The sequence below is a fragment of the Streptomyces mesophilus genome, assembly GCF_011044995.1.
Lineage (GTDB): Bacteria > Actinomycetota > Actinomycetes > Streptomycetales > Streptomycetaceae > Streptomyces > Streptomyces mesophilus.
The window spans coordinates 1-13,810 of sequence record NZ_JAAKZW010000221.1; the positions used below are offsets into that span (position 1 = coordinate 1).

Sequence of the window (13,810 nt, forward strand, 5' to 3'; positions counted from 1 at the left end):
GGGCGGGGAGGGTATGCGGTCGGCGTCGGTCATCGGGGACGTCTCCAGGGGGCGTTGGTGACGGAGCGCGTACAATGCGGGCAATCATTGAATGATTCGATGAAGTCGTCCAGGGGGTGTGCACAAGATCGTGGAAAAAACAGCGGAGGCACGCGGGATCGCCGGGATCAACGGCGCCGCGCAGCACGCGGAGGCCATACCGGCGATCACGCGGAAGAGCCGGACGGGCCATCAGCAGCTCATCGACGTCCTCGGCCGCCACATCGTCTCGGGCGGCTACCCGGTCGGCGCCGCACTTCCGGTGGAGGACCGCCTTGCCGCTCAACTGGACGTCAGCCGGGGCGCGTTGCGCGAGGCCGTGAAGGCACTCGCCGCCAAGGGCATGCTCACCACACGGCCGCGTACGGGCACCCGCGTACTGCCCCCGGAGCAGTGGAACCACCTGGACGAGGACGTCCTGAGCTGGCAGCAGGAGTGCGAGCCGCTTCAACTCCTGCGCGAGACCGGCCAGTTGCGCCGCATCGTGGAACCGGAGGCCGCGCGCCTCGCGGCGGAGCACTGCAGCGTCGACCATCTCGACGTGCTGCGGGCGGTGCTGGCGGACATGGAGGAGGCCGAGGCCCGCGGTGACAGTGCGGCCTACGTGGAGGCGGACACCACCTTCCACCGCACGCTGCTCGCCGCGGGCGGCAACCGTCTGCTCGGCTCCCTCGGGCGCGCCATCGACGTGGCCCTGCGGCATCACTTCGCGATCAGTACGCAGACCCCCGGGGCCATCGCCGCCTCACTGCCCGGACACCGGGCCGTCCTCGACGCGGTGGCCGCGGGCCGGGGGGCCGACGCGGCGGCCGCGGTCACCGGCCTCATCACCGCGGCGGAACGCGAGGTCGCGGAATCGCCGGGGCTGCCCGCGCCGTGAATGGCCTGGCCTGCCCGCGACCTGAAGTATCCGCCACGGCAACCGCTGAGGCGTCGGCGGCAACTGGGGGCTGACCGCTTGCGCTGCAGAACGGACAAGCCATGCAGAACCAACACCCCCCACGCCACCGCCGACGCCGGATCGGATTCGCCGTCGGGACTCCCCTGGCCCTGATCGCCGGGGGCGTCCTCGCGTACGGCACCGCCTTCGGCGTGTTCGGCGACGAGGCCCGGCCCCGGGCCGGCGCCGCCACGGTCCCGGCGGACGCGAGCGCCGCCGTCGCCGCGATGCAGCCGGGCTGGAACCTCGGCAACAGCCTGGACGCCGTCCCGGACGAGACGGCATGGGGCCAGCCCCGTACCACCAAGGCCCTCCTGAAGGAGGTCCGCGCCCAGGGCTTCAAGAGCGTCCGTGTCCCTGTGACCTGGAGCGACCACCAAGGCGCGGCCCCCGGCCACACCATCGACGCGGCCTACCTCAGCCGGGTCAAGGAGGTCGTGGACTGGGCCCTCGCCGAGGGCCTCTACGTGATCATCGACGTCCACCACGACTCGTGGCAGTGGACCAAGGCGATGGCCACCGATCACGACAAGGTGCTCGCCCGCTTCGAGGCGACCTGGAACCAGATCGCCTCGACGTTCCGCGACGCGCCCGCGCAGTTGGTCTTCGAGAGCATCAACGAGCCCCAGTTCGACCACGCGGACGCCGCCCGCAAGGCCGAGCTGCTCGACGAGTTGAACACGGTGTTCCACCGCATCGTGCGCACCTCGGGCGGCGGCAACGAGAACCGTCTGCTCATGCTGCCGACCGAGGTCTGCACCCCGGACCCGCAGCTGATGCGGCACCTGGCCGCCACGATCAAGTCACTGAACGACCCGCGCCTGATCGCGACCGTCCACTACTACGGCTACTGGCCGTTCAGCGTGAACAACGCGGGCGTCACCCGCTTCGACGCCACGGTCGAGGCGAATCTGACCAAGACCTTCAAGGACATCAACGACACCTTTGTCGACCAGGGCATCCCCGTCGTCATGGGCGAATACGGGCTGCTCGGCTTCGACCACGGCCCCGGCGCCGTCGAACGCGGCGAGATGCTCAAGTACTTCGAGGCGTTCGGACACGCGGCACGCACCAACAAGGTCACCACGACCCTGTGGGACAACGGCGCCTTCTACGACCGCAAGGCGCTGAAGTGGAAGGACGCCGGCCTGTTCCGGCAGATCAGCTCGAGCTGGACGACGCGCTCGGGCACGGCCTCGTCCGCCACCGTCTTCGTACCGAAGTCGGGCCCCCTCAAGGACCGCACCCTCACGCTCGACCCCAACGGGGCCACCTTCAAGAGCCTCAAGCAGGGCACCACCACCCTGGTCAAGGACAGGGACTACACCCTGACCGGCAACAACCTCACCCTGAAGGCGACCACCCTCACCCGGCTCGCCGGCGACCGCTCCCCCGGCGTCAACGCGACACTGCATGCCGCGTTCTCCACGGGTGTCCCCTGGCGGATCCAGGTGCGGACGTACGAGAAGCCGCTCCAGGCAAACGCTGCGGGCACGTCCGACACCTACGCGATTCCCACCCACTTCCGGGGCGACGTCCTGGCAACGATGGAATCCACCTACGCCGACGGCACCGCGGCCGGCCCGCTCGACTGGACCCCGTACCAGCAGTTCAACACCACATTCGCCCCGGACTACACACAGAACACGATCAACCTCACGCCCGCCTACCTCAAGACCCTCAAGGACGGCCAACGCGTAAAGCTGACCTTCCACTTCTGGAGCGGCACCACCACGACGTACTACGTGACCAGGTCGGGTGAGACGGTGAGCGGCTCGACGTCCTGAGAAACAGAAAGAGGCCGTTCACAGAACGGCCTCTCTTCTACGACGTTCGACTCAGCGAACTGTCGGGACGACAGGATTTGAACCTGCGACCCCTTGACCCCCAGTCAAGTGCGCTACCAAGCTGCGCCACGTCCCGTTCGCGCAGTGTTCCGCGCTCACGAGAAAGAACCATACCTCACCCCGGACCTGCGCCGTTGCGCCCGCCCCGGGACAATCGAGGGGTGAGCGAACACGATGCGCAATCGACAGGTGACCGCGACCGCGACCAGGAGGGGCGTGCCCGTAATGCCCGGCCTCGGGACGGCCTGGGCCGTCCGCTTCCGTATGGCACCGAGGGGGTCGAGCGGCAGCCGGAGGGGGTCGTGCGTACGCCGCGGCAGACGCTCGACGAGGCGCAGGCGCTGCTCGACGCGGGGAAACCCTTCCATGCGCACGAGGTGTTCGAGGACGCCTGGAAGTCGGGGCCCGAGAGCGAACAGGCGCTGTGGCGCGGGCTCGCCCAGCTCGCCGTGGGGCTCACCCATGCCGCCCGGGGCAACCGCAAGGGCGGCGCACGGCTGCTGCGGCGGGGCACGCTCGGGCTCGGCGACCCGCCGTACGGGATCGACGGGCCCGGACTCACCTCCTGGGCCGAGGAGTTGGCGGACCGTGTCGAGCGCCTCGAGGCACTCGTGGACGCCGCCCGCGAGGCACCGGTCCTGAGGCCCCGGCCGGGGACGGAATCCCGTACGGCAGACTGACCGGGTGCGAACCATCCATGTCATAGGCATCGGCGCGGGCGACCCCGACCACCTGACCTTGCAGGCCGTGAAGGCGATGCGGGCGACGGACGTCTTCTTCCTGCTCGACAAGGGCGAGGTCAAGGCTGACCTCACGGATCTGCGGCGCGCGATGCTGGCGGAGCATCTGCCGGGGGGCTCGTACCGCGTCGCCGAGGCCCGCGATCCGGAGCGTGACCGGCGTGCCGGTGGCACCGCGTACGCACCGGCGGTGGACGACTGGCGCAGCCGCCGGGCCGCGATCTACGAGGCGCTGATCGCCGAGGAGCTCGGCTCGGACGAGACCGGTGCGTTCCTGGTGTGGGGCGATCCTTCGCTGTACGACAGCACGCTGGGGATTCTCGACGAGATCCTCGAGCAGGGGCGTACGGAGTTCACGTACGAGGTCGTGCCGGGTATCAGCAGCGTCTCGGCGCTGGTCGCCAAGCACCGCACGGGCCTCAACCGCGTGGCGCGTCCGGTGCAGATCACCACCGGGCGGCGGCTCGCCGAGGGGTTCCCCGAGGGAGTGGACGACGTGGTGGTGATGCTGGACGCGCACCAGTCGTTCCGGGCGTACGCCGAGGAGGATCTGGAGATCTTCTGGGGGGCCTACCTCGGGACACCGGACGAGATCCTCGTCTCCGGGCCGATCGCCGAAGCGGGGCCGCGGATCGAGGAGTTGCGGGCGAAGGCGCGCGAGCGCAAGGGCTGGATCATGGACACGTATCTGCTGCGGCGCCAGGACTGAGCACCCGCAGCTGAGCACCTGCAACTGAGCACCTGCAGCTGAGCACCCGATGCCGAGCGCCTACTGCCGAGCGCTGCTGCTCAACGCCCGTGGTCCGCGCTCCCGTCCAGCCAGGCGAGCACGCCCGAGACGTCCGGCACCGACGGCACCCCCGCCGGCACGGGCGGGCGGCGCACCACGACGACCGGGACGGACAGCTCCCGCGCCGCGACCAGCTTCGCCGCGGTCGCCGCGCCGCCGCTGTCCTTGGTCACCAGGACGTCGATACGGTGCGTCCGCAGCAGCTCGAGCTCGTCCGCCACAGTGAACGGCCCCCGCGCGAGCAGCACTTCGGTGCGGGCGGGCAGGGGCGGCTCGGGCGGTTCGACGGACCGTACGAGAAAGTGGCCCGCGAGCCCGGCGAAGGCGGCAAGCCCCTGCCGCCCGGTGGTCAGGAACACCCGGCGTCCCAACTCGGGGAGCAGCGCGGCCGCTTCGGGCAGCGAGCGCACGTCATGCCATACGTCACCGGGGCCGGCGCTCCACCCGGGCCGGCGCAGCGCCAGCACGGGCACCGCACAGTGGGCCGCGGCCTCGGCCGCGTGGGCGCTGATCATGGCCGCGAAAGGGTGCGTGGCGTCGATCAGGACGTCCACCTGCTGCTCGCGCAGCCACGCGGCGAGCCCCGCGGCTCCCCCGAAGCCCCCGGTCCGCAGCTCGCCGTCGATGCGGGCGGGCGAGGTCACCCGGCCCGCGAGCGAGGTCGTGACGCGGCAGGCCGGACGGTCGGCGAGTGCTGTGGCCAGGGCGCGGGCCTCGGTGGTGCCGCCGAGGATCAGGACGTGCGTACTCATAACGGCACCGAGTCAATCACGGCCCGCCGGGACGGATCCCCCGGCGGGCCGCCGTGCGCTCAGCGCAGCGGTGTGCCGCGGACCTCCAACTCCCGCAGCCGTCCGGTGTTGTCGAAGGAGCCGAAGCCGACCCGGCCACCCGGGAGGGTCTTGTCGGCCGCGGTCATCAGCGGATCGCGCGCACCGTCCACGTACACCGCGATCTCACCGGACTCGGCGCAGTGCACGACCTTCACGTCGTGCCAGGCCTCGTCGGTGACCGCCGGGGGTGCACCCTTGGCGCCGTCCCACTGGTGGTCGAGGCGGAGCCGGTCGGCGTCATCGACGACGAAGATGCCGTTGTGCGGATAGATGGTGTTGTCCTGGGACAGATGGGCGTAATAGAACTTCGTATCCGACTGATGACCGAACACGATGATCACGTCACGGTTGCTCACGGACACCGGAGTGTCGAGCCGCACCTCGCCCTCGATCGTCACCGAGCCGAATGCGGGCCCCTTGGCCAGGACCGCGTACTCGAACGGCCGGCGGGGTCCGGGACGGGCCGCTCCGGCCTCGGCGAGGATCGCCTCACGGCCGGGGAACTGCCACTTGGCCGGGGTGACGGGCGCCCAATTGCCGCCGTCCATCACGTGGTTGAGCTCGGTGCCGTTCGTACGGCAGTCGGCGAAGCGCTTGGTCCCGACGACCTTCCAGATCTTGCCGTTGGCCTTCGCGAGCAGATACAGCTCGCCCCGCGCGTCCTGGCCGAAGCGCAGATCGACCCGTTTGTCACCGGCGAGCTCCGGCATCGTGGTGCGCTTGCCGGACGTGTCGTAGATCATCAACTGGTTGATCCGCGCGGGCTCCTGGCCGCGGCGCATCGCGTCGGCTTCGGTGAAGAAGACCCGGCCGTCGACCAGATCGTCGAAGAGGTACTTGCCGCGCAGCTCGGGCACCTCGGCGCCGCGGTAGACGAAGCCGCCCGCGATGGCGCGCCCCACGTCCGCGGTGCAGTTCCAGTCGGGCGGCGGGTTGTGGTCGTAGGCGGCGACGGGGTACGTGTAGCCGTACTTCTCGTCGTCGGCCGGCAGCGGCAGGATGCGGTGGCACGGATTGGTGGCGTTCCGGTCGAAGGCGAAGGCGCCCTCGCGTTCGCTCCAGCCGAGGTTGTCGCCCGCGCGCACCTCGTAGACGGCCTCGATGGCGTGCTCGCCGATGTGCCCCAGGTACATCGCGTGGCCGCGCCCGCTGTCCCAGCTGAAGCGGTGCGGGTCTCGCATGCCGTACGCGTAGATCTCGCCGAGCGCGCCGGGCTTGCCCACGAAGGGGTTGGACGCGGGTATCCCGTACCGGCCGTTGACGCCGTCGGTGCCGCGCGGGTCGATCCGCAGGATCTTGCCGTGCGGCAGGGAGAGGGTCCCCGGCTCGGCGTTGGACTTGCCCGTGCCGCCGTCGCCGACCGCCGCGTACAGCAGGCCGTAGTCGCTGTCGCCGGGGCGGGCCGTCGGGTTGAAGTCGATCTGCTGGATGCCGTGCACCTGGCCGTTGAAGCCGATGCGCAGCACCTCGCGACGGGTCCCCTCGAAGGTGGCGGCCGAGGGGTCCTTCGCGGTCCACTCGGTGATGACGCCGTGATACGTGGAGGACGCGGCCTGGCGGAAGTCGGGGACCGCGCCCGTGGCGGAGGCGGCCTCGGTGTGGACCGTGTAGAAACGGCCGTTCTTGCGGAAGCCCGGGTCGAAGGTCACGTAGCCGAAGCCCTGGCCCATCCCGCGGCTCGCGAAGAACTGCGGCGCGAAGGTCCCCGCGATGTCCAGGTAGAGCTGCGGCTGCTTGCCGTCCTCGACCAGGTACAGCTGCCCGTTCAGGTCGGGCACGGCCTTGCGCTCGGTGCGGTCGGGGAGTTCGACGAGCGCGTTGATGCGGGCATGGCGCATCAGGCGCGGGTCGGTGACCGGGCCGGGCACGGCTTCGGTCTTCGGGAACCGGGCGTACTCCTCGAGGACCAGGCCGAGTCCGGACTGCACGGGCTCGGGCATCGGATCGAGGATCGGAGCGGCGGCCGCAGGCGGGGCGGCAACGTTGTCAGCGGCCCGGACCGTACCGGCCCAGAGCGCGGAAAGCAGCAGGGCCAGCGGGACCAGCAGGAGCAGCGGCGAACTGCCGCCCCACCGACGTGCAGGCACGTACATGCCAACTCCATTCGGATCGAAGGGTCCGACTCTCAGCTCTAGCAAGCGCTTTCGGGAGCGCTTGCGTACTATGTGCCACGTCGCAGGAACTGCACAACGGCCCGGCAACTACCAGTTCACAAGCCCCAGTTCAGAGGCGGTGACGGATGCCCCGACCCTCCCGACCACGCTCACCCGTGCGCCTTGCCGATGTGGCGCAGCGCGCGGGTGTTTCGCTGGCAACCGCTTCCCGGGCGCTCGCCGGACGCGACGGGGTCCGCGAGGAGGTGGCGGAGCGCGTCCGCAGCGTGTCGCGCGAACTCGGCTATGTGGCCAACCCGCACGCCCGCACCCTGGCGGGCGGCGCCACGTCCACGGTGGGCCTGATCGTGCACGAGATCGACGACCCGTACTTCTCGGAGATCGCAAGTGGCGTGATCCAGGCCGCCGGTGAGCGCGGCCTCATCGTGCAGATCTGCACCTCGGCCCGTGAGCCGCACAGCGAGCTGCGGCAGGTGCGGCATCTGATCGCCCAGCGCGTGGGGATCATCATCATCGCGGGCTCCGGCTATGTGGACCCGAGCCTGGAGGCCGCGGCCAAACGGGAGTTGGCCGCCTTCCAGAGCGCCGGCGGCCGCCTCACCGTGATCGGCCGCCATGCGCTGAGCGCGGACGCGGTACGTCCCGCCAACAAGGAGGGCGGCGAGGCGATCGCGGAGCATCTCGTCTCGCTCGGCCACCGCAGGATCGCGGTCGCGGCCGGGGACGCGAAGCTCTCGACGGTCGTGGACCGGCTCGCGGGGGTCGCGGTGGCACTGGAACGCGCAGGCCTGCCCATGTCCGAAGTCCCGGTGATGCACGCCGAGTTCACCCGCGACGGCGGCCACGACGCGGCCGAACGCATCCTGCGCGAACACCCGGACACGACGGCGATCATCGCCCTCAACGACGCGATGGCCCTCGGCGTACTCTCCGCCCTGCGCACCGAGGGCGTCGCGGTCCCCCAGCGCATGTCGGTGGTCGGCTTCAACGACGTCTCCTACGCGGCCGACCTCGCCCCCGGCCTGACCACGGTCCGACTCCCCTTGGCCCGCATGGGCCAGGAGGTCCTCACCCTGGCCCTGCGCCCGCCCGCCGGCCGGCCACGGCGCAAGCCCACGTCGTACGAGCTGATCGTGCGGGCTTCGACGGCAGAGCCTTACGCGTGAGTGGGCGCCGGGGAGATCCCCGGCGCCCCTCGGTCAGCGCTCGTCCCTCACCGCCACCTTGACACCCTGCTCGGGCACCGCGGGCCCATCGTCGAGGAAGCCTCCCGACTGATGCAGCCAGAGCTTGGCGTACGTGCCGTCGGCGGCAAGCAGCTCCTGGTGGGAGCCCTGTTCGACGATCCGCCCGTGATCGAGGACGACGAGCCGGTCCATGCCCGCGACCGTGGACAGACGGTGGGCGACCACCAGGGCCGTGCGGCCCTCCATCAGCCGCCACAGCGCCTCCTGCACCAGGAGTTCGCTCTCCGAGTCCAAAGCGCTGGTCGCCTCGTCGAGCAGCAGGATCGGCGCGTCGCGCAGGATGGCACGGGCGAGCGCGACGCGCTGGCGCTGGCCACCGGAGAGCTTGACGCCGCGCTCGCCGACCAGGGTGTCGAAGCCGTCCGGCAGGGCGTCGGCGAACTCGGTGACGTGCGCCGCCTCGGCCGCCCGCCGGATCTCGGCGTCGGTGGCACCGGGCCGGGCGAAGGCGATGTTCTCGCCGAGCGTGCGGTGGAACATGGCCGGGTCCTGCGGTACATAAGCGATCAGGCTCCGCAGTTCGGCCTGGCGCACCTTGCCGATGTCCTGGCCGCCGACCAGGATCCGGCCGCCGTCGATGTCCGTCATCCTCAGCAGCAGCCTGGTCAGGGTGGTCTTGCCGCCGCCCGAGCGGCCGACGAAGCCGACCCGCGAACCGCCGGCCACCTCCAGGTCGAGCCCCTCGAACAGCCTCGGACCGCCCGCGTACGCGAAGGACACCTCCTCGAAGCGGACACCGGTGCTGCCGGTGCCGGGCAGCAGCGCCTGCGGCGACGGCGGGTCGAGGACCGTCGGATCCTCCATGAGCAGCTCGGTGAACTGGGCGGCCTCCGTCATCGAGCTCTCGATACGGCGGTAGATCTGGTTGAACTCGAACATGATCCGGGTCGCGTTGGCGTAGTACGTGAACGCGACCACGACGCCCTCCACCCCGTGCGTGCTCCCGAGGGTGACGGCGAGCAGCAGGCCGAGCGCGTTGGTGGCCACCGACATCGGTGCGACCAGGGTGTCGATGCGCAGATTGCCGTAGTCCCAGGAGCGCAGCATCAGGCGGCGCGAGTCCGCGACCCGCGCGCGGTGCTCGGCGGCCTCGCGCTCCTCGGCGGCGAACGCACGGACCGTGTCCATGTTCGCCAGGCTGTCGGCGACATGGCCCGAGACCCGGGCGATGGCCGCCTCGCGCCGGGCGACAAGGCGTTGCCTGCGGCGGATCAGCGGCACCACGCAGGCCGCCGTCAGCGCGATCATCGTGAGGAGGCCGACCACGAGCAGCGGTTCATACGTCCACAGCACGACCGAGCCGAAGACCAGCGGGACGATCCTGCCCACCACGTTGAAGGTCAGGGTGTCGACGAACTCCTCGAAGCGGGAGGCGAAACTGAGCACCCGCTTGGTCAGCGAGCCGGCGAAATTGTCGTGGAAGAACGCCGCGTCCTTGGCGTACAGCGCGTCCATGCCGGTCGCGTAGAGCCGCTCGACACCGAGTGCGTCGAGCCGGTTGAGGCAGTGCAGGCCGACCCGCCACAGCGCCTCCGACAGGAGCAGCACAGCGGCGAAGACGAGCACGTACGGCATGACCGCGCCGGCCGAGGAGTCGCCGCCGTCGGCGATGCGCCCGGCGAGCTTGGCCACCACCAGCGGCGCGATGTAGTGGGTGCCGATGTTGCCCAGCGCCGGTAGGAGCAGCGCGGGGATCGTGAACCTGCGGAGCCTGCCCAGCTCTCCGCGGTAGTGACGCAGTGCGAGCAGGACCGCACCGCTGCGTGGTGCGGCCTTGCGTAATTCAGGTGCTTCCATTCATCCCGTCCTGTCCGGCCCTGTCCCCGCTGGAAACGAGGGAGCAGTGTCCCGCGACGGGTTCGGCACCGTCCAAGCGTTTTTTCCGGCCGGAGGCACGAAAAAGGGCCATCCGAAGATGGCCCTTCACTTGCACCGATCACTCAGTGCAACCGACGCAATACGTCGGGACGACAGGATTTGAACCTGCGACCCCTTGACCCCCAGTCAAGTGCGCTACCAAGCTGCGCCACGTCCCGGTGCTCGCTGACCTGGGCTTTCCCCTGGTCGAACGCGCACGGAAACAATACCGCACTTGGACCGGTGGTCGTGAACCCGTTTTATCCGGCGGACACCCGCCGGCCCGCCCGCGAGTGACCTACTCCACGGCCACCCTCAGCTCGGGATGCAGCTCCAGAAGGCGCGGCGGTGCGGCCTGCAGCCAGGAGTCCGTCAGGATCGCGCGCAGCTCGTCCAGGTCGTCGAGCGCGGCCAGGCGGACCCGCACCCATGCGAAGGACGCCTCGTGGTCGGCGATCCAGAACTTCTCCGGTTCGGCCAGGACCAACTCGTCGCGCTCCTCCTTGGGGCACCGCACCGCGATCGAGGTCTCCTCCTCGGGCATGGTGGCGAACATCTTCCCCGCGACCCGGAAGGTCGGCATCGACCAGGCGATCTTCTCCGTGGTCTCCGGCAGGGCGAGCGCGATGGCGCGGACGTCGTCCGATGTGGGGGCGGCGGATGCTGCGGTCATGGCAAGACGGTACGACATGGCCCGCGTGCGGGTGGGCGGCTTCGGGCCTGCTTCCACCCCGTGATCCGCGGCCGCCGGGCGGCAGCCGCACCCTGGGCCAATTCCCTTGCGGCACCGCCCCGTACGAGACTCCGCTACGCCCCGCGCCCGCGGGCTGGATGAGCCGACCGAGTGGTCTTGCGCCTGATAGTCGTACCGGTGGCACCGAGGCGCCGCCACGGCGGCGCACAGTGTGCGGGTGACCGGCAAGACGATCAAGACTCTGCGTGCCCTCGGCCACCGGCCGGCCGCGACGGGCCTGGCCTGTGTGGTGGTCGCGGCCGTGACGGCCGGACTGCTTTCCCTCTCCCCCGACACCCCACCGCGGCCCGTCCACGGGAATCCGGCGACCGCGGCCGGCGCGCAGGACGTGCCCGGACAGATCGAGGCCCGGCGGGCCTGGCTGCGGGAGCACCCCGACGACGGGACGGTCTGGGCGGGCTTGGCCCTCGGATACCTGGAGCAGGCCAGACGCACCGCCGACTTCTCGTACTACGGGAAGGCCGAACAGGCCCTGAAGCGTTCGCTCGCGCTCCAGCCCGGCAATGTCACGGCCCTGGTCGGCATGGGCACGCTGGCCAACGCCCGGCACGACTTCGCCGCCGCCAGGCGCTGGGGCGAGCAGGCCCGGCGCGCCCAGCCCGGCAACTGGACCGTGTACCCCGTCCTCGCCGACGCATACACCCAGCTCGGCGCCTACCCGCGGGCCACCGCGGCCGTGCAGCGGCTGCTCGATCTCAAGCCGGGAGTCGCGGCGTTCACCCGGGCCGCCTACGAGCTGGAGATGCAGGGCCGGACCGAGGAGGCCGAGGGCGCGCTGCGCCGGGCCCTGGAGGACTCGGCCGTGCCCGCCGAGCGTGCGTTCTGTCTGCACCGGCTCGGCGAGCTCGACTGGGACCGCGGCCGCCCCGCGCGGGCCCACGCCCACTACGAGGAAGCGCTGCGCGCCGACCCCGACGCGCACGCCGCCCTGGCCGGGCGCGCCAAGGCGCGTGCGGCGCTCGGCCGCACCGAGGCCGCGCTCGCCGACTACCGGACGCTGACGGAACGGGTGCCCCTGCCCGAATACGTCCTGCTCCACGGGGAGTTCCTCGAGTCGCTCGGCCGGGGCGACGAGGCAGAGTCGCAGTACGAGCTGCTGCGGGCCCAGGTCCGGCTCCTCGAAGAGCAGGGCGCCGACGACGACCTCACCCTCGGGCTCTTCGAGGCGGACCACGGGGACCCGGCCGTCGCCGTACGGAAACTCGGCGCCGAGTGGTCCCGGCGCAAGAGCGTGCTTGTCGCGGACGGGCTCGCGTGGGCGCTGCACCGCGCGGGGCGTTCGGCCGAGGCCGCCGGGCCTGCGGAGAGTGCCGCGAAGCTGGGGTGGCGGCCCGCTTCCTTCGCCTATCACCGTGGCGAGATCGAACGCGCCCTTGGCCGTGAGGGCGAGGCGCGCCGGCTGTTCTCGGCCGCGCTCCGGGCCAATCCGCACTTCTCGCCGCTCCATGCACGCGCGGCCCGCAAGGCGCTGCGCGCGGGCGGCGCCTCATGACCTGGGCGGGGCGACGGCGCCGGCCGGCCCGGGTGCGGCGCTGGGGCCTCGTCGTCGGGGTGCTCGCGGGCCTGGCGGCCGGCACGCCGACGGTCGCGTCCGCGCATCCGCTGGGCAACTTCACCGTCAGCCGCTACCACGGTCTGCAGATCACCTCCGGCCGTATCGAGGACCGGGCGGTGATCGACCGGGCCGAGATCCCCACGCTCCAGGCCAAGCGGGCCGTGGACTTGGACCGTGACGGCCGCCTGGAGGCCGGTGAGCTGGCCGCGCATGCCGACTCGGTCTGTGCGCAGCTCGCTCAGGACGTACGGGCCGAGGTGACCGGCGATGACGAGCTGACGTGGCGCGTGGCGGACAGCGGGATGCGCGAGCTGCCGGGGCAGGCCGGTCTGCCCGTCAGCCGGATCAGCTGCCGCCTCATCGCCTCGCTCCCGCAGTCGGGTCCCGGGGAGCTCGCCTTCGCCGACCGGGGCGGACAGGGCCGGATCGGCTGGCGTGAGGTCACGGCGAGTGCCGGGCCCGGGATGCGGATCGTGTCCTGCGACGTCCCGGAGCGCAGCCTCTCCGGTGAACTGCGCAGCTATCCGCAGGACTTGCTCGACGATCCGCCGGACGTACGGACGGCGCGGGTGCGGTACGCGGTCGGGTCAGCAGAGGCCGGAACCCCGGCGGTCGGGGTCAACGGTCCGATGAGCGAGGACAGTTGGACGGCCGGGCTCGACCGCCGGCTGTCCTCCCTGGCCGCACACGACGGCCTGACCTGGCCGGTGGGCCTCGCCGCGATCGGGCTCTCGGTGCTGCTCGGCGCCGGGCACGCCCTGCTGCCGGGGCACGGCAAGACGGTCCTCGCCGCGTGTCTGGCCGGGCGCCGGGGCTCGGTGCGCGACGCCGTCACGGTCGGGGCCACCGTCACCTTCACCCACACGGCCGGGGTGCTCGCGCTCGGCCTGCTCCTTTCGCTGTCCGCGGCGTTCGCGGCCGAGGGGCTGATGCATCTGCTCGGAGTGGTGAGCGGGGCGCTCGTCGTGGCGGTGGGCGTGCTGCTGTGGCGGACGGCGCGCACGGGGCGGGGGTGGGGGCATGGGCACGACCATGGGCACGGGCACAGCTATGGGCACAGCCACGGGCACGACCACAGCCACAGCCACAGCCAC

The 13,810-nt window shown here is 71.3% G+C and carries 11 protein-coding genes and 2 tRNA genes; 7 read left to right on the top strand and 6 right to left on the bottom strand.

What is annotated here, in order from left to right; translation table 11 throughout:
- The first annotated feature begins 196 nt into the window (after nucleotides 1-196).
- Nucleotides 197-919: a FadR/GntR family transcriptional regulator gene (locus G6045_RS33220; protein ID WP_165335908.1), complete on the top strand. Its 723-nt coding sequence runs from the start codon at nucleotides 197-199 to the stop codon at nucleotides 917-919.
- Between the two features lie 101 nt (nucleotides 920-1,020).
- A complete protein-coding gene (locus G6045_RS33225; RefSeq protein WP_165335899.1) occupies nucleotides 1,021-2,766 on the top strand; it encodes a cellulase family glycosylhydrolase in 1,746 nt (581 codons plus the stop codon).
- Between the two features lie 62 nt (nucleotides 2,767-2,828).
- Here G6045_RS33225 and G6045_RS33230 read toward each other — a convergent pair.
- Nucleotides 2,829-2,902, bottom strand: a tRNA-Pro gene (locus G6045_RS33230).
- A gap of 85 nt (nucleotides 2,903-2,987) precedes the next feature.
- On the opposite strand from G6045_RS33230, the gene G6045_RS33235 reads away from it, so the two are divergent.
- Together G6045_RS33235 and cobF are read left to right on the top strand one after the other, a co-directional pair.
- Nucleotides 2,988-3,506 (top strand): DUF309 domain-containing protein, encoded by a 519-nt coding sequence (locus G6045_RS33235; protein WP_165335900.1) that lies wholly within the window; start codon nucleotides 2,988-2,990, stop codon nucleotides 3,504-3,506.
- A 4-nt stretch (nucleotides 3,507-3,510) separates the two neighbouring features.
- On the top strand, nucleotides 3,511-4,275 hold the full coding sequence (gene cobF / locus G6045_RS33240; protein WP_165335901.1) for a precorrin-6A synthase (deacetylating): 765 nt from the start codon (nucleotides 3,511-3,513) through the stop codon (nucleotides 4,273-4,275).
- Nucleotides 4,276-4,355: 80 nt separating this feature from the next.
- Here cobF and G6045_RS33245 read toward each other — a convergent pair whose 3' ends face one another.
- Nucleotides 4,356-5,108, bottom strand: coding sequence for a cobalt-precorrin-6A reductase (locus tag G6045_RS33245; protein ID WP_165335902.1), 753 nt, complete (start codon nucleotides 5,106-5,108; stop codon nucleotides 4,356-4,358).
- Between the two features lie 59 nt (nucleotides 5,109-5,167).
- A complete protein-coding gene (locus G6045_RS33250; protein ID WP_165335903.1) occupies nucleotides 5,168-7,282 on the bottom strand; it encodes a PQQ-dependent sugar dehydrogenase in 2,115 nt (704 codons plus the stop codon).
- Nucleotides 7,283-7,458: 176 nt separating this feature from the next.
- On the opposite strand from G6045_RS33250, the gene G6045_RS33255 reads away from it, so the two are divergent.
- Nucleotides 7,459-8,469, top strand: a complete 1,011-nt coding sequence (locus G6045_RS33255) for a LacI family DNA-binding transcriptional regulator (protein WP_206344521.1) — start codon at nucleotides 7,459-7,461, stop codon at nucleotides 8,467-8,469.
- A gap of 33 nt (nucleotides 8,470-8,502) precedes the next feature.
- On the opposite strand, the gene G6045_RS33260 is transcribed toward G6045_RS33255, so the two are convergent.
- From G6045_RS33260 to G6045_RS33270, 3 genes are all read right to left on the bottom strand, one after another.
- Nucleotides 8,503-10,347 (bottom strand): ABC transporter ATP-binding protein, encoded by a 1,845-nt coding sequence (locus G6045_RS33260; RefSeq protein WP_165335905.1) that lies wholly within the window; start codon nucleotides 10,345-10,347, stop codon nucleotides 8,503-8,505.
- A gap of 165 nt (nucleotides 10,348-10,512) precedes the next feature.
- Nucleotides 10,513-10,586, bottom strand: a tRNA-Pro gene (locus G6045_RS33265).
- A 119-nt stretch (nucleotides 10,587-10,705) separates the two neighbouring features.
- A complete protein-coding gene (locus G6045_RS33270) occupies nucleotides 10,706-11,080 on the bottom strand; it encodes an MmcQ/YjbR family DNA-binding protein (protein ID WP_165335906.1) in 375 nt (124 codons plus the stop codon).
- Between the two features lie 238 nt (nucleotides 11,081-11,318).
- Here G6045_RS33270 and G6045_RS33275 point away from each other — a divergent pair, with 238 nt between their 5' ends.
- On the top strand, nucleotides 11,319-12,653 hold the full coding sequence (locus tag G6045_RS33275) for a tetratricopeptide repeat protein (RefSeq protein WP_328707991.1): 1,335 nt from the start codon (nucleotides 11,319-11,321) through the stop codon (nucleotides 12,651-12,653).
- Nucleotides 12,650-13,810 (top strand): nickel transporter (locus tag G6045_RS33280; RefSeq protein ID WP_165335907.1); only part of this gene is annotated, 1,161 nt, incomplete at its 3' end. The genes G6045_RS33275 and G6045_RS33280, both read left to right, overlap by 4 nt.